This window comes from Pseudonocardia hierapolitana (assembly GCF_007994075.1).
In the GTDB taxonomy this organism is placed as follows: Bacteria; Actinomycetota; Actinomycetes; order Mycobacteriales; family Pseudonocardiaceae; genus Pseudonocardia; species Pseudonocardia hierapolitana.
Map to the genome: position 1 here is coordinate 3,441,463 of NZ_VIWU01000001.1, position 23,822 is coordinate 3,465,284.

Genomic DNA, 23,822 nt, shown 5'->3' on the forward strand with positions numbered 1-23,822 from the left:
CAACATCCACCCTCGCTCGGTTGCGCGCACACCATGGCAACCACTTGCTGTGATGATGCTGAGACCGAAGCGCGACGATGGCGCCGCGATCAGGCGGGCGCGCCGCCCGCGGTGACGTCACCGGCGATCGGCGTGGCTCCGTCCCAGTGCTCCAGAACCCAGGCGCCGTTCTGCGGGGCCTTGTCGTCAGGGCGCAGCACCACGAGGCCGGTGTTGGGCAGGAAGCGCGTCTCCGCGGTGTCGCCGAGCAGGGCGGCCGCGGCGAGGCGGATGGCGGCGCCGTGGCTCACGAGCACGACGTCGCCGCTCGCGCCGTCGAGGATGCGGTCCAGCGCGGGCAGGAACCGGTCGCGGACGTCGTGGGCGGACTCGCCGCCGGGGAGCCGGGCGTCCAGGTCCCCGGTCCACCACGCCTCGTAGACGGCCATGAACCTCTCCAGGGCCACCCGGCCGGACCGGCCCTCGAGCTCGCCGCAGAACACCTCGTGGACGCCGTCGATCACCTGGACGTCCAGGCCGTGCGCCTCCGCGACCGGTGCGGCCGTCTGCTGTGCCCGCACCGCCGCGGACGCGTACACCGCCGTGACCGGATCGGCGGCGAGCCGGGCACCGAGCGCGACCGCCTGTGCCCGGCCCCGCTCGTTCAGCGGCAGGCCCGGCGGGCGGGTGTCGAGGATGTGCTGCGCGTTGGCCGGTGTCTCCCCGTGCCGCGCCATGACGAGCCGAAGGCTCATGCGACGCCCCCCGCGCGCACCGATTCGAGCCACTTCTGGGCGGCCGCGAACTGCGCCGCGTCGGCGCCCCCGATCGGCAGCGGGGACGTGCTGGGGGCCGCGGTCGACACCCCGTTGCCCGCACGCGGGTACGAGCCGAGGAACCGGACGCGGTCACACCTGCGGTGCAGCGCGGCGAGCGCCTCACCCATGGCGGGCTCGGAGACGTGACCGGTGCAGTCGAGGTGGAACCAGTACTCGGCGTGCCGGTCCTTGATCGGCCGCGACTCGATGCGGGTGAGGTCGATCCCGCGGACGGCCAGCTCCGTGAGCAGGCCGAGGAGCGCGCCGGGGCGGTTCTGCGTGGTGGCGGCGAGCGACGTGCGGTCGTGCCCGGTGGCTGCGGGTGGCGGGCCGGGCGGGGCCACGAGCGCGAACCGGGTGATCGCGCCCGCGTTGTCGGCGATGTCGTCGGCGAGGATGTCGAGGCCGTGCTGCTCGGCGGCCAGCGGCGCCGAGACGGCGGCGTCGAACTCCCCCCGGGCCACCTGCGCCGCCGCCTCGGACGTGGAGGCCGACAGCAGGACGTCGGCCGCCGGAAGCCGGGCGGCGATCCATTCCCGGGTCTGGGCGATGCCGTGCGGGTGGGACGCGACCGTGCGCACGTCGTCGAGGCGCGTGCCCGGCCGCACCAGCAGCGCGAACCGGACCGCCAGCACGGCCTCGCGCACGATCACCAGCGGCGGGTCGGCGACCAGGCCGTCGAGCACCGCGGGGACCGCACCCTCCACCGAGTTCTCGATCGGCACGCAGCCGAGGTCGGCCGAGCCGTCCCGCACGGCGGCCAGCACGGCCGGGGAGCCGGCGCAGGGCACGAACTCGGCCCCCGCGGCCTCGGGCATCGACCGCAGTGCCTGCTCGGTGAAGGTGGCGCGCGGCCCGAGGAACGCGATGCGGGTCACGCCTCGACCCTACTGTGGGGGCATGGGCAGCCTGACGCTGGTGCTGGTCGCGGTCGACGCTCCGATGGCGCGGGCCTGGCGCGCGCTCGCGGAGGCCCGCGATGGGCTCGTCGTGCACGAGGGCTCGATCACCGACGTGGACGCCGATGCCGTGGTGAGCCCCGCCAACTCGTTCGGGTTCATGGGCGGTGGCATCGACGCCGTGTACGCCCGCTGGTTCCCCGGCATCTCCGACCGCGTCCGTGCGGCGTCCGGCGCCGACCGCGGCGGCGAGCTCCCGGTCGGTGAGGCCGTGATCGTGGCGACCGGCGTCGAACGGCCGGCCTGGCTGGTGAGCGCGCCGACGATGCGCAGGCCCGGTGAGCGGCTCCCGCCGGACGGCGGCGCCGCCCGCGCCGCGGCAGGCGCGGTGTTGCGGCTCTGGCGCGACGGCAGCCTGCCCGACGGCACCCCGGTGCACGAGGCGGTACGCACGATCGCCATGCCCGGCCTCGGCACGGGTGTGGGCGGCCTGCCACCCGAGGTCTGCGCCGCGCAGGTCGGCGCCGCGTGGGACGAGGTCCTCGGCGAGGTATGACCCCGCGAGTCGCGGTCCGGGTGCGGGCGCGTCGGGGTGAGCGTCAGGCGAGCAGGCCGAGGCCGGCGAGCTGGGTGGCGGGCACGGGCTCGGGGTCGGTGCCGCAGCGCGACAGGAGCCCGCGCACGCCCTTGACGGAGCGCTCGGAGAGGCCGGTGATCTCCTTCGCGAGCGCCGCGCCGTCGGTGGACTCGAGCGCCTCGCGGACGTCACCGCCGCTCAGCGCCCGCGCGACGCCCACCAGCAGGTTGAGGATGCCGTGACGGCGCTGGTCGTCGTGCTCGCTGCGGACGACCTGACGCAGTCCGAGCGTGGTGAACGGCCGGCCCGTGTCGACGACCACGTGGAGGAACTCCTCCACCTCAGCGACCGACGGCACGTCGGATGCGCGGGGGCCGCCGCAGCGCAGCTTCGGCGCGCACCCGTGCTCGGCGACGCGCCGCACGGCGCGCAGCCAGGCACTGATGTCCGCCGGCTCGATGCCCGCAGGCCTGCGGGGCTCGACCACCGCGACGACGTCCTCCGGCACGAACTCCGACACCCGCTCCAGCCAGACCGCGTCGACGTCGGGCGGAGCCGCGGTCTCGACCGTGCGCGGCGTGAGCAGGCTCGACCGCGAGAAGACCGTGGAGAGCGCCTTCGGCACGGCGCCCAGCCCGGTGTCGACCACGAGCGACACGTCGACCGGGCGCGAAGGCACCGACCGCGCCAACTCCTGTACCAGCGCGGGAAGCCGCGACACGGGGCAGACGAGCTGCCCGACGAGACCGCCGTAGCGGCCGTCCCGTGCGCTCAGGTACCGCGATACGACGGCGTCCACGCCGGGCGCCACCGACCGCGGCTGCAGCAGGCTCGTGTCGTCGACCAGCTGCGAGAAGAGCGGTGGGATGGCCCATGGATCCGCACCAGCCGCCGTCGTCACGATCCCAGACGCTAACGGGTGGGCTCGGGCCGCGTGACATCGGCCGTGGGTTCGGGCCCTGGACACCCACCCGGACAGCCTATAGCTTAGGCTCACCTAAGTCACGGAGGTGTCTCGTTGGGATCCACCCGACCCCGCCGACCGCCCGCTCCGTCGGCCGCCGAACGCGCTCGTAGCGTCGCCGCGCGCGGCGGCACGGCGAGCCTCGTCGGCACCGGTGCGCCCCAGGCCGTGCCCGTCGTGCACCACGTGCGCGCGGACGGCTCCGCGGTCCTGCTGCTCGACGACGACGAGCCCGTGCTCGACGCGATCCGAAACGCACCCGGCGGCGAGTTCGCGGCGATGCTCGAGATCACCGACCACGCGCCGGTGGAGCTGCGGGAGCCCGTCCGCGCACTGCTGTGGATCACCGGCCGGTTGCGGGTGCCGGAGCCCGACATCGCCCGGCGCATCGCGCTGCAGGTCGCCGACGTGCGCCCGCAGGAGGACCTGCTGCGCCTGGGCCACGGTGCCACCCTGGTGCGCCTCGACCCCGGATCGGCCGTGCTCTCCGACGCCGAGGGCACCGCGGCCCTCACCCCCGTCGACCTGGCGGCCGCCTGGCCGGACCCGTTCTGCCGCTACGAGGGCCACTGGCTCGCCCACCTCGAGGAGTCGCACTCGGACGTCCTCGACGTACTGGCCCGGCACCTGCCGCCCGCACTGCGCGACCTGCGCGACGCTCGGCTGCGCCCGCTCGGGATGGACCGCTACGGCCTGCGCCTGCGGCTGGAGGCACCGGGCCGCGACCACGACGTCCGGATCGCGTGGGCCGAGCAGGCCACCACGGTGGAGGAGCTGCGCACGCAGATGCAGCACCTGATCGGGTGCCCGATGCGGCGCGGGGTGGACGTCGACCCGCTCGGGGGGAGCAGGCCCGCCGCCGGCTAGCTCACGGGGCTCTGCCCGGCGCGCACGCGCTGGGTGACCCGGCGCTCGGCCACGAACGAGGCCACCGGGATCGTGCCTGCCACCAGGATGAGCAGGGCGTCGAGCGGCTTCCACCGCCCGCGCTCGGCCAGCAGCAGCGTGCAGACGATGTAGATCATGTACAGGAATCCGTGGGTGACGCCCACGACCGCCACCAGCTGCGGCTGTCCGAAGACGTACTTCATCGGCATCGCGATCAGCACGAGGACGAGCAGCCCGACGCCGGTGACCCATGCGGCGATGCGGTAGGCGAGCAGGGCGGTCTGGATCGACACGGCGTCCTCAGCGATCGGGGTTGCGGGCGGCCAGCTCGGCCAGCATCTGGTTGTAGGCGACGAGCTCGGGGTCGTCGTCCACCGGTTGTGGGGCGGCGTCGCGCGGGCGCGGCCCGAACGGCGACGGGGCGTCCGGGTCCGTGGCGGGGCGCGGCTGCGGGAGGGGCGGGGCGGCCGCCTCCTCGGCGGCGGCCGGGGCGGCTTCCTCCAGCTTCGCCGCCTCCATCCGCAGCATGCGCCACCACATCACGCCGAAGAACACGGCGAAGAGCGGCCACTGCAGCCCGTACCCGACGTTCAGCGCGCTGCCCATCGCGGACCCGGCGCGCTGCCACTGCCAGGCGGCGAGCCAGCCGCACGTGACCATCGCACCGAGCGTGAGCACGTGCCAGACGATCCATCTCGGGGAGAGGATCAGCCGACGCACGCCGTCCAGGTTACCCAAGGCCGTGTCCGGCGGGCTCCTGGTCGATGGGCTTCGCATCCAGGCGGTCGCCGGCGAGGCGGAGGCCTGCAGGGCGCGGCCTAGTAGCGTCCGCGACCGTGACCCGCTCGACCACCGTCCGGGACTGGATCGCGCCGCCACCACCCGGAACGGCCCCCCTCACCGACCCGCGGACCCGCAGGCTCGTCGGGTTGGAGGTGCTGGTCGTCCTCTCGGTGACGCTCGGGCTGTCCGCCGTGCGCAGCGGTCTCTCCCTGCTCGACGCCCTGCTGCAGCCGGTGCCGCTCAACGAGCAGCAGGTGGCGCTGAACGCACCCGCCGCGGAGCTCGGGCTCATCGACCTCGCGCTCCAGCTCACGCGGGTGCTCCAGCTGGTCGGCTGGGGCGCGTTGGGCGCCTACCTGCTGCTGCGCGCCGGCTTCGCGATGCGGGACGTCGGGCTCGACCGGCGCCGCCCCGGCCGGGACGCGCTGGGGTCGGCCGGCCTCGCCGCGCTGATCGGGATCCCCGGCCTCGGGCTGTACCTGTTCGCCCGCGCGATCGGGGTGAGCGTGACGATCGCGCCCACCACGCTCGACGACACCTGGTGGCGGGTGCCGGTGCTGCTGGCGTCCGCGGCCGCGAACAGCTGGGCCGAGGAGGTGGTGATGGTCGCCTACCTGATCACGCGGCTGCGCCAGCTCGGCTGGTCGGAGAACCGGTCGCTGCTCGTCCAGGCCCTGCTGCGGGGCAGCTACCACCTGTACCAGGGCCTCGGCGGGTTCGTCGGCAACATCGTCATGGGGCTGGTGTTCGGCCGTGTGTGGCAGCGCACCAACCGCCTGTGGATGCTCGTCGGAGGGCATGCGCTGATCGACATCGTGGCGTTCCTGGGCTACGCGGCCCTCTCCGGCCACGTGTCCTGGCTCCCCTGACGGCGGTCAGCGCAGGGTGATCTGCTTGCCGGCGAGGGCGTCGCGGGCGCGGCGCTCGGTGTCGGTGAGCGGGGTGTCCTCGGCGAGGGCGGCGTCCAGTCGCTCCGCGAAGGCGGCGAGGGGCTCGCTCCACTCCTTGGCGTGCAGGTCGCGGTCGACGTCCCACACCGGCACGAGCAGGCCGTGGGCCCGGAACGAGCCGGCGTACCTGGCGTCCTCGGCGAGGGCCAGCTCACCTCGCGCCTGCAGCCGGGCCAGCGCCGCCAGCAGGGCTTCCTCCGGCTCCGGCCGCACCCATCGCAGGTGAGCCTTCGAACCGGTGTCCACCCAGTACGCGGCCCGGACCCCGGGTGCAGGCACCGACTCGGTCGGCATGATCACCTTGTTGGCGCGCTCCAGCGCGGCGGTGACGTCGGGGCTGGGCTCCGAGCCGTCCTCGGCGGGCGGGATCCACCAGCCGAAGTCGGCGTGCACGGTGACGTCGAGCGTCGCCTCCGGGTCGAGCACGTCCTGCAGCCGCACCAGCTCCCCGGCGACGCCCGGACCGACGACCGGGAGCGCCGTTCCCGGTTCGGCCTCCTGCGCCCAGCGCAGCGCCTTGGCCACGTCGGCCGACAGGTCGCCGGAGTGCGCCTGCACCTGCATGCCGAGCAGGATCGACCCGTCCGGCCGCACGACCGCCGCAGCGGCCCCGGGCAGCACGGTGGCGAGCGTGACCGGAGCGCCCCCGGACTCGCGCAGCGGCAGCGGCGCCGTGGCCGACGGCAGGAACTCGCGCATCGCGACCAGATCGCACTCCGCGGCGAGGCCCTCGAACGGCCGGATGACGATCACGTCGTCACCGGCGCCGTGGCAGGCCTTGTATCGCTTGCCCGAGCCGCAGGGACAGGGGCGGCGGGGGTTCTCACCCGCGGACGCCGCCTTGGCACGTGTCTTCTTGCCCATGGTCCGGCAGAGGCTAGCGCCCCCCGCCGGGGACCCACCACGCACCTCGACGGTTCAGCTTCCCGCTGGTCCCGCCGATCTACGCTCCCGGGCCCCAGCGGGGGGCGCTAGCGGGTCCGGCAGAGCAAGATGGGACCGCCATGGCCCCTTTCGATCCCGGTGACCCGGACTTCCTCGCCGACCCCTACCCGACGTTCGCCGCCCTGCGCGCGCAGGCCCCGGTGCACGAGCACCCGCTGCTGGGCATCCCGGTCGCGGTGTCGCACGCCGCGTGTTCCGAGGTGCTGCGGGGGCGCGACCTGGGCCGGATCTGGGTCGACGCCGAGCCGGCCGCGGAGTTCCCCGCCTTCAACCTGCTGCACCGCAACTCGCTGCTCGAGCGCGAGGGCCCGCCGCACGACCGCCTGCGCCGGTTGGTGGCGGGCGCCTTCAACCGCGGCCACACCGCACGGTTGGAGCCGAGGATCCGCGAGCTGGCTGCGCGGCTCGTCGCCGAGCTCGTCGAACGCATCCGGGCTGACGGCAGCGCCGACCTGATGGCGGGCGTCGCTGCGGTCCTTCCGGTCGAGGTGATCGCGGACCTGCTCGGCGTGCCGGAGCCGGAACGGTCGGCGCTGCGGGGCTGGTCCAACACGATCGTCACGATGTACGAGGCGGATCCCGGCCGGGTGCGGCGGGCCGACGCCGAGCGGGCGGCCGCCGAGTTCGTCGAGGCGCTGCGCGGGCTCGCCGCGCACCGGCGCAGGCACCCGGGCGACGACCTGGTCACCGACCTGCTCGACGCCGACCTGGACGCCGACGAGCTGGTCGGCACCGCCGCGCTGCTGCTCATGGCCGGTCACGAGGCCACGGTCAACGTGATCGGGAACGGCGTGCTCGCCCTGCTGCGCCACCCCGAACAGTGGCGACGGCTGGTCGCCGACCCGGGGCTGGACTCCACTGCGGTGGAGGAGCTCATCCGGTACGACCCGCCCCTTCAGCTGTTCGAGCGCACCGCCGTGGTGGACACGGTGGTGGCCGGTCACCCGGTGCCGGCCGGCACGAAGATCGCCGCCCTGCTCGGCGCCGCCGCCCGCGACCCCGCCGCCTTCTCGCGGCCGGACGAGCTCGACGTCGCCCGGCAGCCGAACCCGCACCTCGGGTTCGGGGCAGGCGTGCACTACTGCCTCGGCGCGCCGCTCGCCCGGGTGGAGGTGGCCGCCACGATCGACGCGCTGCGCACCGCGCTACCGGAGATGCGGCTCGCGGCCGAGCCGCCGCGCCGCCCCGACTTCGTCATGCGCGGTCTGCGGGAGCTGCGGTTGGGCTGACCTCCCCGCGGACGGGCGCTGCTCGTCAGGCCGGCGCCGGGCTCACGCGCATCAGCACCTCGCGGCGGCGCGGCGCCGCAGGCGCGAGCAGGCGGGTGAGCCGCAGCACGACGCGCGCCGTGACACCCGCGGTGACCGCCGCGAGCAGGTCGAGCACCGCGTGCAGCACGACGCCATCGGCGCGTGCCTGCACGCCGTCACGCAGCGACCACAACAGCACGACGGCGGTGAGCACCACGCTCGCCACCCACAGCCCCCACCAGACGAGCACCAGCCGCGACGGGCGCGGCCGCCGGTCCGCAGGCAGCCCGATGGCGCTGTGCTCGATCTCGGCGAGCACCGATCCGGGTATCGAGAGGTTGAGCCCGGGCACCAGCCAGCCGAGCACGATCATCCGGGGGGACCGGGACGGGCGGACCTGTGCCCGGTCGGCGGCCGCCTGCGCGGCCCGCACGGTCCACAGCACCGTCAGCACGCCGACCACGAGGCTCAGGATCGGCGCGACGGTGCCCGACGACGCCACGAGGGAATCGGAGGCCGCGACCGCCTCGGCCTGGAGCGCTCCCTCCCGGCTGGCCAGCAGCAGGATGTAGCGCCACACCTCGGCGCCGCTGGCGAGCAGCGCCACCGCGGCGGTGGCCCACAGCAACGGCACCAGCGAGCCGACGAGCGTCCGCGCTGCGACCAGCGGATCCGGACGCGCCTGCTGCGGCTCCGGGGCTTTCCACGGGCCGAGCGGGAACCCCCATCGGGGCAGGAATCGGTACCGCGGCGGGCCGGTGTAGCGGGTTCGGACCGGCTGCGGCGCGGGCGGTGTGAGCCCGGGCGGAGGTTCGGCCACCCAGCGCAGGGCGGCCAGGTAGCGGCCGCAGAACGGGCAGAACGGCCCACCACCGGCCGGGGCTCGACGACCGCAGCGCGGGCAGGGCGGCCCCATGCCGGCCTCCTCCGCACCGGGAGCCGCGGGATGCACGGGAATCGCTTCCTAGACGATCTGGGGCTGCGCGCCCCCGTCGGCGACGACCTCGCGGCCCTGCCGGGCCCACGCCTGCATCCCGCCCTCGACGTTGACGGCCGGGAAGCCCTGTGCGGACAGGTAGGCGACCACGCGGGCCGACCGGCCGCCGGAACGGCAGATGACGTAGAGCGGATCTCCGTCGGGGAGCTCGTCCATCCGCCCGGTGAGCTCGGACATCGGCAGATGGGTGGCCCCGGGCGCGTGGCCCGCGACCCACTCGTCGGACTCGCGGACGTCGAGCAGAGCGGCGTCGGCCGGCAGCTCTGCCACCGAAACCTCCGGAACGGCTGGACCGGTCATGGGTCCAATCCTCGCACGCCGGGACGTCATACCCCGGTGAACGCAGAACGGCGCCCGGCCTCGTGGCCGGGCGCCGTTCGGGTGCGGTCGGGGTCAGTGCACGGTCGCCTTCTCCGAGCCGGCCCCGGTGAGCGAGCGGACCTCCATCTCGGCGAACTTGCCCTCCTCGACGGGGTGCCTGCCGCCGACGTAGGTGCCGATGATGCCCAGGACGAACGACAGCGGGATCGACACCAGGCCGGGGTTGGCCAGCGGGAACAGGGCGAAGTCCGCGTTCGGGATCATCGCCGTCGGGCGGCCGGAGATCGCCGGCGAGAAGACGATCAGGAGCACGCAGGACGCCAGACCGCCGTAGATGCTCCAGAGCGCGCCCGTCGTGTTGAACCGCTTCCAGAACAGCGAGTAGAGGATCGTCGGCAGGTTCGCCGACGCCGCCACCGCGAACGCCAGCGCCACCAGGAACGCGATGTTCTGGTTGCGAGCCAGGATGCCGGCGGCGATGGCGATGACGCCGATCACCACGGCGGTGATGCGGGCCACCCGCACCTCGGCGTCCGGGCTGGTCTCCCCGCGCTTGATGACGTTGGCGTACACGTCGTGGGCGAACGACGCCGACGCGGTGATCGTCAGGCCGGCCACCACCGCGAGGATCGTGGCGAACGCGATCGCCGAGATGATCCCGAGCAGGATCTCGCCGCCCAGCTCGTACGCCAGGAGCGGCGCCGCGGAGTTGGTGCCGCCCGGCGCAGTGGAGATCCGCTGCGCACCGCCGGTGACCAGGGCGGACGCGCCGTAGCCCAGCACCAGCGAGAACAGGTAGAAGATCCCGATCAGCCAGATCGCCCACACCACCGAGCGCCGCGCCTCCTTGGAGCTCGGCACCGTGTAGAAGCGCATCAGGATGTGCGGCAGGCCCGCCGTGCCGAGCACCAGTGCCAGACCCAGCGACAAGAAGTCGATCTTCGACGTCGTCGAGGCACCGTAGGCCAGGCCCGGGCTGAGCAGGTTGTCGCCGAGCTCCCGAACCGCGCCCGATGCGGTCGTCAGCGACGGGTTGGCCGCGACGGACTGCCCGAGCAGCGCGGAGAGGTTGAACCCGAACAGGGCGAGGACCCAGAAGGTGATCACAGCCGTGCCGATGATCAGCAGGCCGGCCTTGATGATCTGCACCCACGTGGTGCCCTTCATGCCGCCGACCAGCACGTAGGTGATCATCAGGGCACCGACGATCGCGATGACCACACCCTGACCGAAGGTGTTGCTGTTCGGGATCTGCAGCAGCAGCGCGATCAACGCACCCGCGCCGGCCATCTGCGCGAGCAGGTAGAAGAACGACACCACCAGGGTGGAGGTGGCCGCCGCCGCCCGCACCGGACGCTGCCGCATCCGGAAGCTCAGCACGTCACCCATCGTGAACTTGCCGGTGTTGCGCAGCAGCTCCGCCACCAGCAGCAGCGCCACCAGCCACGCGACGAGGAAGCCGATCGAGTACAGGAACCCGTCGTAGCCGTTCACCGCGATCGCGCCCGCGATCCCCAGGAACGAGGCCGCCGACAGGTAGTCACCCGCGATCGCCACCCCGTTCTGCGGGCCGGTGAACGACCGGCCGGCCGCGTAGTAGTCCGACGCGGTCTTGTTGTTCCGGCTGGCCCGGAACACCACGACCAGGGTGACCACCACGAACAAGGCGAAGATGCCGATGTTCAGTACCGGGCTGCCGACGCCGGGGGACGCCGGGGCTTGCGCAAGGACACTCACAGCGCTGCTCATTCGGCACCTTCGATCTGGTTGCGGATCTTCTCGGCGGCCGGGTCGAGGTGCCGGTTCGCGTACCGCACGTAGACCGTCGTGATCACGAACGTCGTGACGAACTGCAGCAGACCGATGATGAGCCCGATGTTGATGTTGCCGAACACCGGGATGGCCATGAACGCCGGCGCGAATGATGCCAGCAGCACGTAGAGGAGGTACCAGAGCAGGAAGGCGACACTCATCGGGAAGACGAACCGCCGGAGCTTCCTGCGCAGTTCGATGAATTCAGGAGTGGCCTGCATCTGTTCGTATACGGTGCCTGTAGATCGCTCGCCTGTGGCACTCACGGCGTCGTCTCCGTTCTCTTCCGTCCGCGCACTGCATCGTCGCCGCGCCTTCCGGGGCACAACGGGGCGAACAATAGTTGAGTCGCACTCGTGCGCCGGAATACTCCAGTTGGGTGATGGCGGGCGTCGTGCAACTGTCGCGCCGAACTCGCGATCAACGGCGGTGTTCCGGGACGAGTGGCCGACGAACGGTGGACGAGCGGTTCCGACTCGGACGTACCGGACCGAACGCGATCGCGGATTTCCCGCGCGCCCAACCGACCGCGGCCGGAGTTCTCACCACGTGGGACGCTGGCGGTCCTCGAGGCGGTCGCGGCTCAGGCCGAGTCGTTCCGGTGCGTGCAGCCGCAGGAGCACCTGGTCGGCGTCGACCGGGCGGTACCGCGCGGTCATCCTGCTCACCAGGATCATCGTGAGGAACGCGGCCGGCACGGTGGCGATCGCCGGCCGGTAGAGCAGGACGCCCAGCCAACCGGAGTCGACGAACCCGGCGAGGCTCAGGGCAACCGCACCCGCCGAGCCGATCCCACCCACCAGGATGCCCGCGATCCCGCCCGCCGCGGTCAGCCCGCGCCACCAGATGCCGAGCACGAGCAGCGGGCAGAACGTCGACGCGGCCACCGCGAACACCAGCGCGACGGCCTCCCCGAAGTCCAGCCGGGTGAGCAGCAGTGCCATCGCGAGCGGCACCGCCCCCGCGAGCACCGCCGACAGGCGGAAGTCGCGCACCCGGCTGCTGCCGATGAGGTCGGTGGACAACACCCCCGCGATGCTCACGATCAGGCCCGACGCGGTGGACAGGAAGGCGGCCCACGCGCCCGCCGCGACCAGCCCGCCCAGCAGGGCGCCGGCCAGCCCGCTGCCGAGCACGGCGGTCGGCAGCAGCAGCACGGCCGCGTCGGTGTCGCCGCTGACGAGCAGCTGCGGGGTGTAGAGCCGCGACAGCGCACCGAGCAGCGTGACCGCCAGGTAGAAGCACCCGAGCAGGGCGAGCACGAACACCGCGGTGCGGCGCGCCGCCCGCCCGTCGGGGTTGGTGTAGAAGCGCACCAGCACGTGCGGAAGACCCATGGTGCCGAGGAACAGCGCGAGGATCAGCGAGTACGTGGCGAGCAGGCCGTGCTCACGACCCTCCGGGAACGGTGCGAGCCATGACGCATCGGACGCCGGCGCCCCCACCACGACCGGCACCGCGGCCCCGGCGGGGAAGTCGAGCTCCGCCCCCGCCTCGACCGTGTGCCGTCCGACCTCCCAGCGGACCGGGCCGTCGATCACCTGCCTGCCGTCGACCACTCCGGTGGCGGTGAACTGGACCGGCTCCGTCACCTGCAGCTCCACCGGGGTGTGGATCTCGACCGTCGCGCGATCGGGGAACTGCGGCGGGGCGGGCTTGTCGAAGGTGCGGTCGTCGCTGAAGAAGAAGATCGCCGCGATGATCGCGGGCAGCGCCAGCGCGGTGAGCTTGAGCCAGTACTGGAACGCCTGCACGAACGTGATCGACCGCATGCCGCCGAGCACGACGGTGGCCACGACGATGAAGGCCGCCACGGCGGCTCCCGTCCAGTCCGGCAGCCCCGTGACCGTGGCGACGGTGAGCCCCGCGCCCTGCAGCTGGGGCAGCAGGTACAGCCAGCCGATGACGACGACGAACACCGCGCAGACCCGCCGCAGCACACCGGAACGCAGCCGGTACTCCGCGAAGTCGGGCACCGTGTACGCACCGGAACGGCGCAGCGGGGCCGACACGAACAGCACCAGCGCGAGGTAACCCGCGGTGTAGCCCACGGGGTACCAGAGCGCGTCGACGCCGTCGCGGAGGATGAGCCCCGCGATGCCGAGGAAGGACGCCGCGGAGAGGTACTCGCCCGAGATCGCGCCCGCGTTGGCCATCGGGCCGACCGTGCGCGAGGCCACGAAGAAGTCGGAGGTGCTGCGCGCCACGCGCACCCCGATCGAGCCGATCACGGCCGACGCCACCGCGACGAGGCCGATGGCCACGAGCGCGATGATGCCGGTTGTCGTCACGGAAACACTATGTCAACGCGGTGCCGCCACCACCACTACACCTTTGTCGGTCGTCACGCCGCACCGGGTCGGTCGAACCGGTCGCGGGAGAGCCCGAGCCGCTCCGGCGCGTGCAGGATCATCAGCGACCGGTCGGCGTCACGCGGGATCGAGGCCCTGGTGAACAGGCTCACCACGATCATCGTGAGGAACGCGGTCGGCACCGTGACCACCGCCGGCCGGTAGAGCAACACCCCGACCCAGCCCTGCGGCAGCACCGCGAACAGCGACAGCGCTACGGCCACCGCGGACAGGCACCCGCCGACGAGCACACCCGCGACCGCGCCCGCCGCTGTCAGCCCTCGCCACCAGATCCCGAGCACGAGCAGTGGGCAGAAGGTCGCGGCGGCCACCGCGAAGACCAGCGGCACGGTCAGCGCGAAATCCAGCCGCGTCACGCCGAGGGCGAGCCCGAGCGGCACGACCACCGAGAGCGCGGCAGCCAGCCGGAAGTCGGTCCACCGTCCGCGCAGCACGTCGGTGAACAGCACACCGGCCAGGCTGACGACGAGCCCGGACGACGTCGACAGGAACGCAGCCGCGGCGCCCGCCGCCACCAGCCCGCCCAGGAGCCAGCCCGCCCAGTCGTGCCCCAGGACCGCGGTGGGGACCAGCAGCACCGCAGCATCGGTCTCGCCGCTCACCAGCAGCTGGGGCGTGTAGAGGCGCGTGAGCGCGCCGAGCAGCGTGACGAGGACGTAGAAGAAGCCGATCATCCCGAGGACGATCACCGTGGTGCGGCGGGCGGCGAACCCGTCCGGGTTGGTGTAGAAGCGCACCAGCACGTGCGGGAGGCCCATCGTGCCGAGGAACCCGGCCACGAGCACCGAGTAGATCGACAGGAGCTGGTCGGCCGCGCCACCCGTCATCGGTTCGAGCCACTGGCGGTCGGTGGTGGGTGCGCCGTCCACGGTGGGCACGGCGGAGCCCGCCGCGAACCTCAGCGCGGTGCCCTCGTCCACCTCGTACCGCCCGGGTGGCCAGGTGACCTCACCCCGCGCCCGGCTGCCGTTCACGGTGCCGTCGACCCGCACCCGCACCGGCTCGGTCACGGCGAGCACGACGTCCGTGCGGACGTCCACCGCCGTGTCCTGCGTGAACCGGGGGGACGACGGCCGGTCGAAGGAGCTGGTGTCGCCGAGGAACATCCCCCCGATGACGAGGGCGGGAACGAGGAGCGCCGTGAGCTTGAGCCAGTACTGGAACGCCTGCACGAAGGTGATCGACCGCATCCCGCCGCCCACGACGGTGAGCAGGACGACGACGCCGGCCCCGGCGATCCCGCTCCAGGCGGGCAGGCCGGTGAGCGTGGTGAGCGCGAGGCCGGCGCCCTGCAGCTGCGGGAGCAGGTACAGCCAGCCGATCACCAGCACGAACACGGTGCACAGCCGCCGCAGGGCCGGAGAGGCGAGCCGAAGCTCGGCGAAGTCGGGCACGGTGTGTGCACCGCTGCGCCGCAACGGGGCCGCCACGAACAGCAGCAGCGCGAGGTAGCCCGCGACGAAGGCGATCGGGTACCACAGCGCGTCGGCGCCTTCGCGCAGGATCAGACCCGCGATCCCCAGGAAGGACGCCGCCGACAGGTACTCCCCGGAGATCGCACTCGCGTTGGCCATGGGCCCGACGGTGCGGGAGGCCACGAGGAAGTCCGACGTGCTGCGCGCCATGCGGACGCCGTACGAGCCGATCAGTGCCGAGACGAGTCCGACGAGCCCGATCGCGCTGAGCGCGACGAGCGCCGGAGTACTCACGGCCTAATCTTGCACGGTCTCGGCAAAGTTCTGCTCGAGGTGTTCCGCAGTGCGGGTGTGCCACAGTCCCAGCCCGAACAGGAACGGGTAGACGAGCACGCCGAGCAGGAGCCACGGCAGGCGGATCCCGAGCACCTCGACGCGCCCGATCTCCGGGACCATCGCGAAGAGCAGCGGCAACAGCCCGAGGGTGAGGCCTGCGCCGATCGCGAACCGGAGTGCGATGGCCAGCTGCGACCCGATGAGGTTGGTGCGCAGCAGCTCCCCGACGCCGGAGCTCTCCTGGATGGTGATGACCGTGCGGACCGGGCGGGCCACGCTCTTGCGCTCGGCCAGCACCACCCGCACCCGCTTGCTCGCCGGGTTGGTGGGGGCATCGGGCCGGGACCCGCGCCGCGCCGCGCCCCGCTGCTCGGGAACGGTGATCCCGCCGGGCGGCGGGCCGGCCGGCGCGGGGCCGCCGGCGGGCTCCTCGGCCTCGGGCGCGGGTGGCACGAGCGGGACCGGTGCGGTGAGCTCGGCCTCGACGGGATCGGGGGCCACAGCCCGCGTCGGAGACGGATCGACGGCCGGTGCGGGGCCCGTCGGCGCGGACAGCAGGACGGCCTCGTCCGGCGGAGGCTGCGGCGCGGGCGGGGGCCCGGACGGCACGGCGCCGGGGGTGACGGGGTGCGGAGCGGGCGGACCTGCGGCGACCGGCGACGCGGTCTCGACCGGCCCGGTCTCGACGGGCCCGGCCTCGGCAGCTCGGGTCTCCACACGCGCGGTCTCGACGGTCGCGGTCTTCACACGCGCGGTCTCCACGGGCGCCGTTTCGACATGCGCACGCGCGACGGGCGCGGTGTCGACATGCGCGGGCTCGACGGGCGCGGTGTCGACGGGCGCGGTGTCGACGGGCGCGGTGTCGACGGGACCGGTCGCCGACGGGGCCGGCGGTGCATCGCTGGGAGCGGCCGGTCCAGGACGCGGCGGAGCAGGCGCGGCGGCGTCGGGGGGCGGCATCGGGGTGGGGGTCGGGGTCGCGGCGGCCGCTGCCTTGCGGGCCCGCCCGCGAGCGGCACCCCGCATCGCGGCGGCTGCCGCGATGCCCGGGCGAACAGCACCGGCCCCGGCCGTCCGGTCCGGGGGCGCCGGCGCAGGCTGCGCGGCCGTGTCGTCCGCCTGCCCGGCCGGGCGGCCCTCGACCGCCCGGGTGGGCGGGCCGGACCAGACCGGCCCGGCGGTGGCGCCCTCGGTGCGCTCGCGACGCAGCAGCTCGCTCGCCTGCGACATCTGCCCGCCCACCGGACCCGGGCGGGGCGCGCCGGGCCCTGGCGTGGCGACGGAGTGCCGTGCGATGTACTCCGCCGAGCTGGAGGAGGTGGGTTCGCCGCGGCGCGCGTGCCGGCCACCGCCGCCTGCGGCGGCCTTCTCGGCGATGCGGCGCTGGATCTCGTCGTGCAACCACGCGGATCCGCTGTCCGGATCCGGATCAGGGGCCTCGGCGCGGTGCGGGACCGAGCCGTCGTCCGGCTCGGGGGTCACCGACGGCGGGGCGCCGTCGGTGAAGGTGGTCACCGCTGGCTCCACGCCTGCTTCGTCGCGCGAACGAGCCGGTCCTTCAGCTCACGGGTGTGGCGCCTGCTCACCGGGAGCTCGGCGCAGTCGGGGCCGCTGCCGACCCGGACGACGTAGCCGGACCCGGACAGCCGCAGCTCCGTGACCAGCGGCAGCGCCACCAGGAACGAGCGGTGGATGCGCACGAACCCGGCATCGCGCCAGCGGTCCTCGAGCACGGAGAGCGGGATGCGCACGAGGTGGCTGCCCTCGTTGGTGTGCAGGCGGGCGTAGTCGCCCTGCGCCTCCACGTACCGGACGGCCGAACGCGGCACGAGCTTCGTGGTGCCGGCGAGCTCGACCGGGATGACCTCGTCCTCGCTGCTCTGCTCCGGCTGCGGCTCGGCAACGGTGGCGGCCCGGTTGGCCAGGATGCGATCGATCGAGGCGGCCAGTCGCTCGGAGCGGATGGGCTTGAGCAGGTAGTCGACCGCCCCCACCTCGTACGCGTCGACGGCCCGGTCGTCATGGGCGGTGACGAACACGACCGACGGCGGCACGGCCATCGACGAGAACACCCGCGCGAGCTCCAGGCCGTCGAGGCCGGGCATGCGGATGTCGAGGAACACGATCTCGACGTGGGTGCGGTCGGCCACGCGGGTGCCGCTCACCGGGTCGGAGAGCCCGCGGTGGCCCGGACCGGCGGTGGCGGCCTCGCGGACGCCTTGCCGGCTGTTCAGGATGCGGAGGGCGTCGGTGGCGTCCGATGCCTTGAGCACCGTGCCGACGCGGGGGTCCTCGCTCAGCAGGTAGGCCAGTTCCTCCAGAGCGGGCAGCTCGTCGTCCACCGCGAGGACGACCAGGCCGCCGGAGCTGTCGTTGCTGTCCACGATCTCCTCATCCTGCGTGTCCGGGGGCCGGGGCCGGGACGCCTGCCCCAGCTCCGTCGACCATGGTGACGGCGAATCCGTGTGAGTGCCAGAGTCCAGCACCAATCGGGTTCGCCCGGTCACACCGCGCTACAAACCGTACCGCGCCCACGCGGCCCGTATCTCAGCCGCCTGGGCAAGACCCAAGAGGGCATCCGTGCTGATCACGCTGGTCGCGGCCGCCGGAGGCGCCAGTCCGAGCCGCGCGAGGAGCGGCTTGCGCCCCTCGACCGGAACGAGGTCGGCATCCGGGAAGCGCTCACCGAGCACAGCCCGTGCGGTGCCGAGCCCGTCGACCAGCCCGAGCTCGACGGCCTTCGCGCCCGTCCAGATCTCGCCCGTGAACAGCCCGTCCTTCTCACGAAGGCGATCACCGCGCCGTGCCACGACCCAGTCCTTGAACATCGTGTGCAACTGGTCCTGCAGGTCGCGCAGCCACTCGACGTCCTCCTGCTTCTCCGGCAGGAACGGGTCGAGCCGGGACTTCGACTCGCCCGCCGTGTAGAGCCTGCGCTGCACGCCGAACCGTTCGATCAGCCCGTCCAGCCCGAACCCGTGGCTGATGACACCGATCGAGCCGACGATCGACGTGGGGTGCGCGTAGATCTCGTCGCCTGCGCACGCGAGCCAGTAGCCACCTGATGCGGCCACGTCCTCGCAGAACGCGAGCACCGGAACGCCCTTCTCGGCCGCGAGGCCGCGGATCCGGTCGGCCACCAACGCCGACTGGGTCGGCGCCCCGCCCGGCGAGTTGACCAGCAGCGCGACGGCCACGAGCCGCTCCGGCGCGAACGCCCGCTCGATCGCCTTCTCCAGTGCTTGCGCATTGATCACGGAGCGAGGCACCGGTCCGGTGGTCGCAGTGATCACGCCGTGTAGTCGCAGCATCGACACGACGGGCCGGTCGCCACGCTCGCCGAGTCGGCCCGGGAGGCGGGAGGCGAGCCGGTCCGGGAGGCGGATCACGTCCATACGGCCACGTTACGCGGCTGCGCGCCAGCCGCAAGATCAAGAAATGCGAGCGAGGTGTCCCGTTCGCGCGAGTCGCGGTCCGGGGGCCCCTCAGACCCGGATGCCAGCGCGGAACTTCGGGACGCGCAGGGTGATCTTCATGCCCTCGCCGGGCGCGGTGTCGACGACGAGACCGAAGTCGTCACCGAAGGTGGAACGCATCCGGTCGTCGACGTTGCCGAGACCGACGTGCGCACCCGACTGGTGGGCGTCGTCCAGGTCCTCGTGGAGCCGTGCCGGGTCCATACCGATCCCGTCGTCCTCCACGATGATCACGCACTCCGCGCCCGCGTTCTCGGCGGTGATCGTGATGGTGCCGCCGTTGGGCTTGCCACCGAGCCCGTGCCGCACCGCGTTCTCCACCAGCGGCTGCAGCGCGAGGAACGGCAGCACGACGGAGAGCACCTCGGGGGCGATCTGCAGCTTGATGTTGAGCCGGTTGCCGAAGCGGGCCTTCTCCAGCCGGACGTAGCGCTCGATGTTGGTGAGCTCGTCCTGCAGCGTCGTGTACTCACCCGCCGTGCGGAACGAGTAGCGCGTGAAGTCGGCGAACTCGATGAGCAGCTCGCGGGCCCGCACCGGATCGGTGCGGATGAACGAGGCGATCGTGGTGAGCGCGTTGTAGACGAAGTGCGGCGAGATCTGCGCCCGCAGGGCCCTGACCTCGGCACGGTTGAGCCGGGCCCGCGACTCGTCGAGCTCGGCGAGCTCCAGCTGACTGGACACGTACCGCGCGACCTCCGCCGAGGCCCGCAGCAGCACCGGGCCCGCGGTGGAGGTGGTGAGCGCGGCGAGGGTGCCGACGATCGCGCCGTCGGTCTCCAGCGGCACCACGACGATGCCCCTCACCGCACAGTTCGGGTGCTCGCAGGACAGCGCCGTGTGCGACAGCACCTGCTGGCGGCCGGTGGAGATCACCTGGTCGGCGAGCGAGCGGACGTCCGGTTCGTGCTGGTCGGCGTCGCCGTCCCACGCGAGGGTGGTGCCCCGGTTGTCGGTCATGGCGAGCGCGGTCGTGTCGAGCAGCTGCCGCAGGTACGGCAGCGCCATCGCCGCGGAGTTCGGCGAGAGGCCCTCGCGCAGCGACGGGGCCGCGAGGGCCACCGTGTGCAGCGTGGCGAAGGTGGCGCGCTCCAACGGCGTGGCGAAGGTGTTGCGCCGGTTCTTCAGGATCAGCCACACGAGCAGCACGATCATGACGATGATGACGGCGCCGGCGACAAGCAGCGCCGTGGAGCTGCCCAGCAGCTCAGCCACGTTCCACCTACCTACCTCACCAGGCGCGACAGCCGCCGGTCGGCCAGTGGTTTGCCACCGGTCTGGCAGCCGGGACAGTACTGGAACGACTTGTTCGCGAAGGAGACCTCCCTCACGGTGTCCCCGCAGACCGGGCACGGCAGCCCGGTGCGCGCGTGCACGCGCAGCCCGGAGCGCTTCTCGCCCTTGAGCTCCGCCGCCCCCTGGCCGACCGACCGCTCGACGGCGTCGGTGAGCACGGAACGCATGGCGGCGTAGAGCTCGTCGACCTGCTCGGTGGTCAACCGGCCCGCCGTGGCGTACGGCGAGAGGCGAGCGGTGTGCAGGATCTCGTCGCTGTAGGCGTTGCCGATCCCGGCGAGCACCTGCTGCTCCACGATCAGGGTCTTGATCCGTTCGGTGCGCCCGGCGAGCAGCGCGGCGAACTCGTCGCGGGTGAGCGCGAGCGCGTCGGGGCCGAGCCGGGCGATTCCGGGCACCTGCTGCGGATCGGGCACCAGGTAGACGGCGAGGCGCTTCTGCGTGCCCTGCTCGGTGAGGTCGAACCCCGGCCCACCTGCGGCGTCGAGGTGGACCCGCAGCGCCAGCGGCCCTCGCCCCGGCTTGGGCGGCGTGGTGGCCGCGGAGTCGTGCCAGCGCAGCCATCCGGCGCGGGACAGGTGGGTGATCAGGTGCAACGGCTCGTCCGGCCGGTCGGCGAACTCGACGGACAGGAACTTGCCGTACCGGGCCGCGCCCGTGACCACCCGTCCGGCCAACGCCGACACCGGCGGATCGAACGTCTTGACGGCGCTCATGCTCGCCACGTCGACGCGCGCGACCGGCCGGTAGATCGCGTGCTCGCGCAGGTGGTGGGCCAGCGCCTCGACTTCGGGGAGCTCGGGCATCAGTTGACGGGTTGCAGTGGGCTGTCGGCGTGGCCAGGCGTGCCCTGGGTGCGGATGCGGCGAATGATGATGCGGATCTCCTCCTTCGCCTTCGACCCGCCGCGCACGAGCCCCGTCCAGCGCTCGGCGGGCAGGTCGTAGCCGCCCGCGGTCTCGGCCACGATCGTCCACGGCCTGCGCAGGAACCACCGGATGGGGAAGAACGCCACGACGGCGAACGCGACGACGTACAGGTACCAGGGGATGTGCACCCCCGCAGGCCGCCAGACGACCAGGATCAGCCAGAACACGAAGAGCGCCGACAGGATGAGCACGGCCGCCCCGCGCCCGCCGTCGACGTCGTGCTCGAAGTCGTCGCCCGTGGCCGGCAGGGACCACTCGATGTTGCGGCGCACCGACCACATGCGTCCGTCGACACCGGCGACCGTTCTCGTAGCCATCTTCTCCGCCGTGAGTTCGTGTGGGGCGAGTGCGTCTCGTTTCCCCAACTTTCCCACAGATCGGGCCGTGTTGGCGGCTACCACCGCAGCGGGAGGCTCGTGATCCCGTTGATGAAGTTCGAGACGAGCCTGCGCGGCTCGCCGTCGAGCTCCACCTGCGGCAACCGCAGGAACTCGGTGAAGAACTCGCGCATCTGCAACCGCGCGAACGCCGCCCCGAGGCACAGGTGCGGGCCCTGCCCGAACGACACGTGGTCATCGGGTTCGCGGGTGAGGTCGAGGCGGAACGGGTCGGTGAAGTGGCGCTCGTCGTAGTTGGCCGACACGTGGTAGACGACGACCTTGTCGCCCCGCGCGATGCGCTTGCCGCGCAGCTCGACATCGCGCGCCGCGGTGCGCCGGAACGTGAGCACCGGCGGGTGCACCCGGAGCAGTTCCTCGATCGCCGAGGGCAGGATGTCCGGTTCGGCGCGCAGCCGCCGGTAGGCGTCGGGGTGGCGCACGAGGGCGAGCACGCCGCCGGGCAGCGCGCTGCGCACGGTGTCGTTGCCGGCGATCACCAGCAGGAAGAAGAACATCTTCAGCTCGGCGTCGGTGAGCCGCTGGCCGTCGACCTCCGCCTGGACGAGCGCGGTCATCAGGTCGTCGGCCGGCTCGGCCCGCTTGCGCTCGGCGAGCTCCTCGGCGTAGCCGAACATGTCGGCGAGCTGCGCGGGCGAACGCGGGTTGACCGGCCGCCCCTCGGCGTCGACGACGACGTGGGCGTGCTCGGGGTCCTGGTAGCCGATCACGCGGTTGGTCCACTCGAGCAGCAGGGCCCGGTCGGCTGCCGGCACGCCGAGCAGGTCGGCGAGGTTCTGCAGCGGGAAGTCGTCGGTGACCTCGCGCGGCAGGTCGCAGCTCCCCCGCCCGGCCACGGCGGCTAGCAGCGCGGCGGCCCGCTCCCGCACGGCGTCGGCGAAGTGCTCCAGCCGCCTGCGGGTGAAGGTGCCCGTGACGATCCGCCTCAGGCGCAGCTGCTCCGGCGGGTCCATGTTGAGGATCATGCGGCGCAGGAACGGCAGGTCGGCCGGGTCGGGATCGCGGATCTGGGTGGCGCCGAGCGCGGAGGAGAAGTCCTGGGGCGCGCGCAGGACGTGCTTGACGTCGTCGTACCGGGTGATCGCCCAGAAGCCCGGGCCCGCAGGCCAGATCCCGATCTCGGGCTCCTCCTGCCAGCTCACCGGATCGGTGTCGCGCAGCAGGCGCAGCGCGTCGTGCGGCACGCCCCGGCCGAAGGTGCGCGGATCGAAGACGTCGATGTCCGTCACGGCGTCGTGCCTACCCGAAATCGAGCGCGGGCGTGAGCACGCCCTCGAGCGCCAGCAGCCACTCCTTGGTGGGGAGGCCGCCACCGAACCCGCCGAGCGAGTCGGAGCCGAGCACCCGGTGGCACGGCACCACCACCGGCAGGGGGTTGGACCCCATGATCGACCCGACGCCGCGCGCGGCCGTGTAGGCCTTGCCGAGCCCACTGCGCGCCGCCAGCTCCCCGTAGGTGACGGTGGCGCCGTAGGGCACCGTGTCGTGCAGTGTCTGCAGCACGACCCGCTGCGACCCCGAGGTGAGCGACCAGTCGAGCGGCACGTCGAACTCCCGCCGCGTGCCCGCCAGGTACTCCGCGAGCTGCGCGGCGGCCGCGCCCCCCGCGGCGTCGGCCAGCGGCTCGCCCAGCCGCTCCGCCGCGCGATCCACGGCCTCGGGGCGGCGACCGAAGGCGACGAGCGCGAGCCCTGCCGGCGTGACGCCGATGGTGAGCGCACCGATCGGTGCAGGCGCTTCCACCACGGAACGAACGATGGCCATGGCGCCCAGTGTGACGCGACCCCCCGACAGTTCCAGCCCCTACGCGGGGAAGAGATCGACCTTCAGGTGGTGGGTGGCCCAGTCCGCCCAGTCCTGCGGCGGCCAGCCCTGCGTGACGACCAGCAGGCCGTAGGTCTCGTGCGACAGCACCGTCGAGACGATCTCGGTGGCGCGCTGCAGCGAGATCTGCGTGGTGAACCCCGGCTTCTCCGCGAGCTCGTCCACCGCCTGCGCGTGCACCGCGAGCTCCGCCCGCCGGGTGCGGTCGAGCAGCTCGGCGGGTTCGGGGTCCGCCGCGGCGGCCCGCAGCACCGCGTCGAGCGGGAAGCGCCGCTCGACCTGCGCCGCGACGTGCTCGACGTAGCGGCGCAGGGCCGCAGGCCCCTCCTGCTCGGCCCGCACGTGCGCCGTCCACCCGATCGGCTGCTCGTCGGGTTCGACGGCGAGCGCGGCCTCCAGGACGGCTGCCTTGCTGCCGAAGGACAGGTAGAGCGTCTGCACCGCCACGCCCGCCGCACGGGCGATGCCGGCCATCGTCGTCTCCACGTACCCGTCGCGGACGAACAACGGTGTCGCGGCCGCGACCACCCGCTGCCGCGTGGCCATGGCCCGTTCGGCGCGGGCGGCGCGAGTACGGGTCGACAAACTGGAAC

General features: G+C 73.1%; 25 protein-coding genes. 4 read left to right on the top strand and 21 right to left on the bottom strand.

Features of this window, described 5'->3' with window-relative positions:
• Positions 1–89: 89 nt before the first annotated feature.
• On the bottom strand, positions 90–734 hold the full coding sequence (locus FHX44_RS16390; RefSeq protein ID WP_147256589.1) for a histidine phosphatase family protein: 645 nt from the start codon (positions 732–734) through the stop codon (positions 90–92).
• Positions 731–1,675, bottom strand: a complete 945-nt coding sequence (pheA, locus tag FHX44_RS16395; protein ID WP_147256590.1) for a prephenate dehydratase — start codon at positions 1,673–1,675, stop codon at positions 731–733. Before pheA ends, FHX44_RS16390 begins: the two co-directional genes overlap by 4 nt.
• Before the next feature lie 22 nt (positions 1,676–1,697).
• On the opposite strand from pheA, the gene FHX44_RS16400 reads away from it, so the two are divergent.
• Positions 1,698–2,252, top strand: a complete 555-nt coding sequence (locus FHX44_RS16400) for a macro domain-containing protein (protein WP_246170416.1) — start codon at positions 1,698–1,700, stop codon at positions 2,250–2,252.
• 43 nt (positions 2,253–2,295) lie between these two features.
• Here FHX44_RS16400 and FHX44_RS16405 read toward each other — a convergent pair whose 3' ends face one another.
• The gene (locus tag FHX44_RS16405; RefSeq protein ID WP_147261233.1) at positions 2,296–3,177 is read right to left on the bottom strand and encodes a hypothetical protein; all 882 of its coding nucleotides are present in this window, start codon (positions 3,175–3,177) and stop codon (positions 2,296–2,298) included.
• Positions 3,178–3,291: 114 nt separating this feature from the next.
• On the opposite strand from FHX44_RS16405, the gene FHX44_RS16410 reads away from it, so the two are divergent.
• Entirely contained in the window at positions 3,292–4,104 is an 813-nt protein-coding gene (locus FHX44_RS16410; RefSeq protein WP_147256592.1) for a DUF2470 domain-containing protein, read from the top strand.
• Here the strand turns inward: FHX44_RS16410 and FHX44_RS16415 are convergent.
• Both FHX44_RS16415 and FHX44_RS16420 read right to left on the bottom strand, forming a co-directional pair.
• Positions 4,101–4,418 (bottom strand): DUF3817 domain-containing protein, encoded by a 318-nt coding sequence (locus FHX44_RS16415; protein WP_147256593.1) that lies wholly within the window; start codon positions 4,416–4,418, stop codon positions 4,101–4,103. The genes FHX44_RS16410 and FHX44_RS16415 overlap by 4 nt on opposite strands.
• A gap of 7 nt (positions 4,419–4,425) precedes the next feature.
• Positions 4,426–4,845, bottom strand: a complete 420-nt coding sequence (locus FHX44_RS16420; protein ID WP_246170418.1) for a hypothetical protein — start codon at positions 4,843–4,845, stop codon at positions 4,426–4,428.
• A gap of 116 nt (positions 4,846–4,961) precedes the next feature.
• On the opposite strand from FHX44_RS16420, the gene FHX44_RS16425 reads away from it, so the two are divergent.
• Positions 4,962–5,777 carry a CPBP family intramembrane glutamic endopeptidase gene (locus FHX44_RS16425; RefSeq protein ID WP_246170419.1) on the top strand — a complete coding sequence of 272 codons (816 nt, stop codon included), beginning with the start codon at positions 4,962–4,964 and terminating at the stop codon, positions 5,775–5,777.
• A gap of 6 nt (positions 5,778–5,783) precedes the next feature.
• On the opposite strand, the gene FHX44_RS16430 is transcribed toward FHX44_RS16425, so the two are convergent.
• A complete protein-coding gene (locus FHX44_RS16430; protein WP_147256596.1) occupies positions 5,784–6,722 on the bottom strand; it encodes a DUF5926 family protein in 939 nt (312 codons plus the stop codon).
• A gap of 140 nt (positions 6,723–6,862) precedes the next feature.
• Here FHX44_RS16430 and FHX44_RS16435 point away from each other — a divergent pair, with 140 nt between their 5' ends.
• Positions 6,863–8,032, top strand: coding sequence for a cytochrome P450 (locus FHX44_RS16435; RefSeq protein WP_147256597.1), 1,170 nt, complete (start codon positions 6,863–6,865; stop codon positions 8,030–8,032).
• Between the two features lie 25 nt (positions 8,033–8,057).
• Here the strand turns inward: FHX44_RS16435 and FHX44_RS16440 are convergent, their stop codons facing one another.
• From FHX44_RS16440 to FHX44_RS16510, 15 genes are all read right to left on the bottom strand, one after another.
• Positions 8,058–8,969, bottom strand: a complete 912-nt coding sequence (locus FHX44_RS16440; protein WP_147256598.1) for a DUF4328 domain-containing protein — start codon at positions 8,967–8,969, stop codon at positions 8,058–8,060.
• A 48-nt stretch (positions 8,970–9,017) separates the two neighbouring features.
• Positions 9,018–9,350, bottom strand: a complete 333-nt coding sequence (locus tag FHX44_RS16445; protein ID WP_147256599.1) for a rhodanese-like domain-containing protein — start codon at positions 9,348–9,350, stop codon at positions 9,018–9,020.
• Between the two features lie 93 nt (positions 9,351–9,443).
• Positions 9,444–11,108 (bottom strand): solute symporter family protein, encoded by a 1,665-nt coding sequence (locus tag FHX44_RS16450; protein ID WP_246170420.1) that lies wholly within the window; start codon positions 11,106–11,108, stop codon positions 9,444–9,446.
• Between the two features lie 8 nt (positions 11,109–11,116).
• Positions 11,117–11,404 (bottom strand): DUF485 domain-containing protein, encoded by a 288-nt coding sequence (locus tag FHX44_RS16455; RefSeq protein ID WP_147256601.1) that lies wholly within the window; start codon positions 11,402–11,404, stop codon positions 11,117–11,119.
• Positions 11,405–11,725: 321 nt separating this feature from the next.
• Positions 11,726–13,474, bottom strand: a complete 1,749-nt coding sequence (locus tag FHX44_RS16460) for a sodium/solute symporter (RefSeq protein WP_147256602.1) — start codon at positions 13,472–13,474, stop codon at positions 11,726–11,728.
• A gap of 53 nt (positions 13,475–13,527) precedes the next feature.
• On the bottom strand, positions 13,528–15,264 hold the full coding sequence (locus tag FHX44_RS16465; protein ID WP_212612511.1) for a sodium/solute symporter: 1,737 nt from the start codon (positions 15,262–15,264) through the stop codon (positions 13,528–13,530).
• Between the two features lie 3 nt (positions 15,265–15,267).
• Entirely contained in the window at positions 15,268–16,821 is a 1,554-nt protein-coding gene (locus FHX44_RS16470; protein WP_147256603.1) for a hypothetical protein, read from the bottom strand.
• Positions 16,818–17,690 carry a LytR/AlgR family response regulator transcription factor gene (locus FHX44_RS16475; protein ID WP_147256604.1) on the bottom strand — a complete coding sequence of 291 codons (873 nt, stop codon included), beginning with the start codon at positions 17,688–17,690 and terminating at the stop codon, positions 16,818–16,820. The genes FHX44_RS16470 and FHX44_RS16475 overlap by 4 nt, the downstream gene beginning before the upstream one ends.
• Positions 17,691–17,819: 129 nt before the next feature.
• Positions 17,820–18,692: a S49 family peptidase gene (locus tag FHX44_RS16480; RefSeq protein WP_170309303.1), complete on the bottom strand. Its 873-nt coding sequence runs from the start codon at positions 18,690–18,692 to the stop codon at positions 17,820–17,822.
• A 99-nt stretch (positions 18,693–18,791) separates the two neighbouring features.
• A complete protein-coding gene (locus tag FHX44_RS16485) occupies positions 18,792–19,997 on the bottom strand; it encodes a sensor histidine kinase (RefSeq protein WP_246170421.1) in 1,206 nt (401 codons plus the stop codon).
• 11 nt (positions 19,998–20,008) lie between these two features.
• The gene (locus FHX44_RS16490) at positions 20,009–20,884 is read right to left on the bottom strand and encodes an Fpg/Nei family DNA glycosylase (protein WP_147256606.1); all 876 of its coding nucleotides are present in this window, start codon (positions 20,882–20,884) and stop codon (positions 20,009–20,011) included.
• Positions 20,884–21,324 (bottom strand): hypothetical protein, encoded by a 441-nt coding sequence (locus FHX44_RS16495; protein ID WP_147256607.1) that lies wholly within the window; start codon positions 21,322–21,324, stop codon positions 20,884–20,886. Before FHX44_RS16495 ends, FHX44_RS16490 begins: the two co-directional genes overlap by 1 nt.
• 77 nt (positions 21,325–21,401) lie before the next feature.
• The gene (locus FHX44_RS16500; protein ID WP_147256608.1) at positions 21,402–22,634 is read right to left on the bottom strand and encodes a cytochrome P450; all 1,233 of its coding nucleotides are present in this window, start codon (positions 22,632–22,634) and stop codon (positions 21,402–21,404) included.
• A 10-nt stretch (positions 22,635–22,644) separates the two neighbouring features.
• A complete protein-coding gene (locus FHX44_RS16505) occupies positions 22,645–23,169 on the bottom strand; it encodes a methylated-DNA--[protein]-cysteine S-methyltransferase (protein ID WP_147256609.1) in 525 nt (174 codons plus the stop codon).
• Between the two features lie 39 nt (positions 23,170–23,208).
• Positions 23,209–23,814, bottom strand: coding sequence for a TetR/AcrR family transcriptional regulator (locus FHX44_RS16510; RefSeq protein ID WP_147256610.1), 606 nt, complete (start codon positions 23,812–23,814; stop codon positions 23,209–23,211).
• Positions 23,815–23,822: the final 8 nt, after the last annotated feature.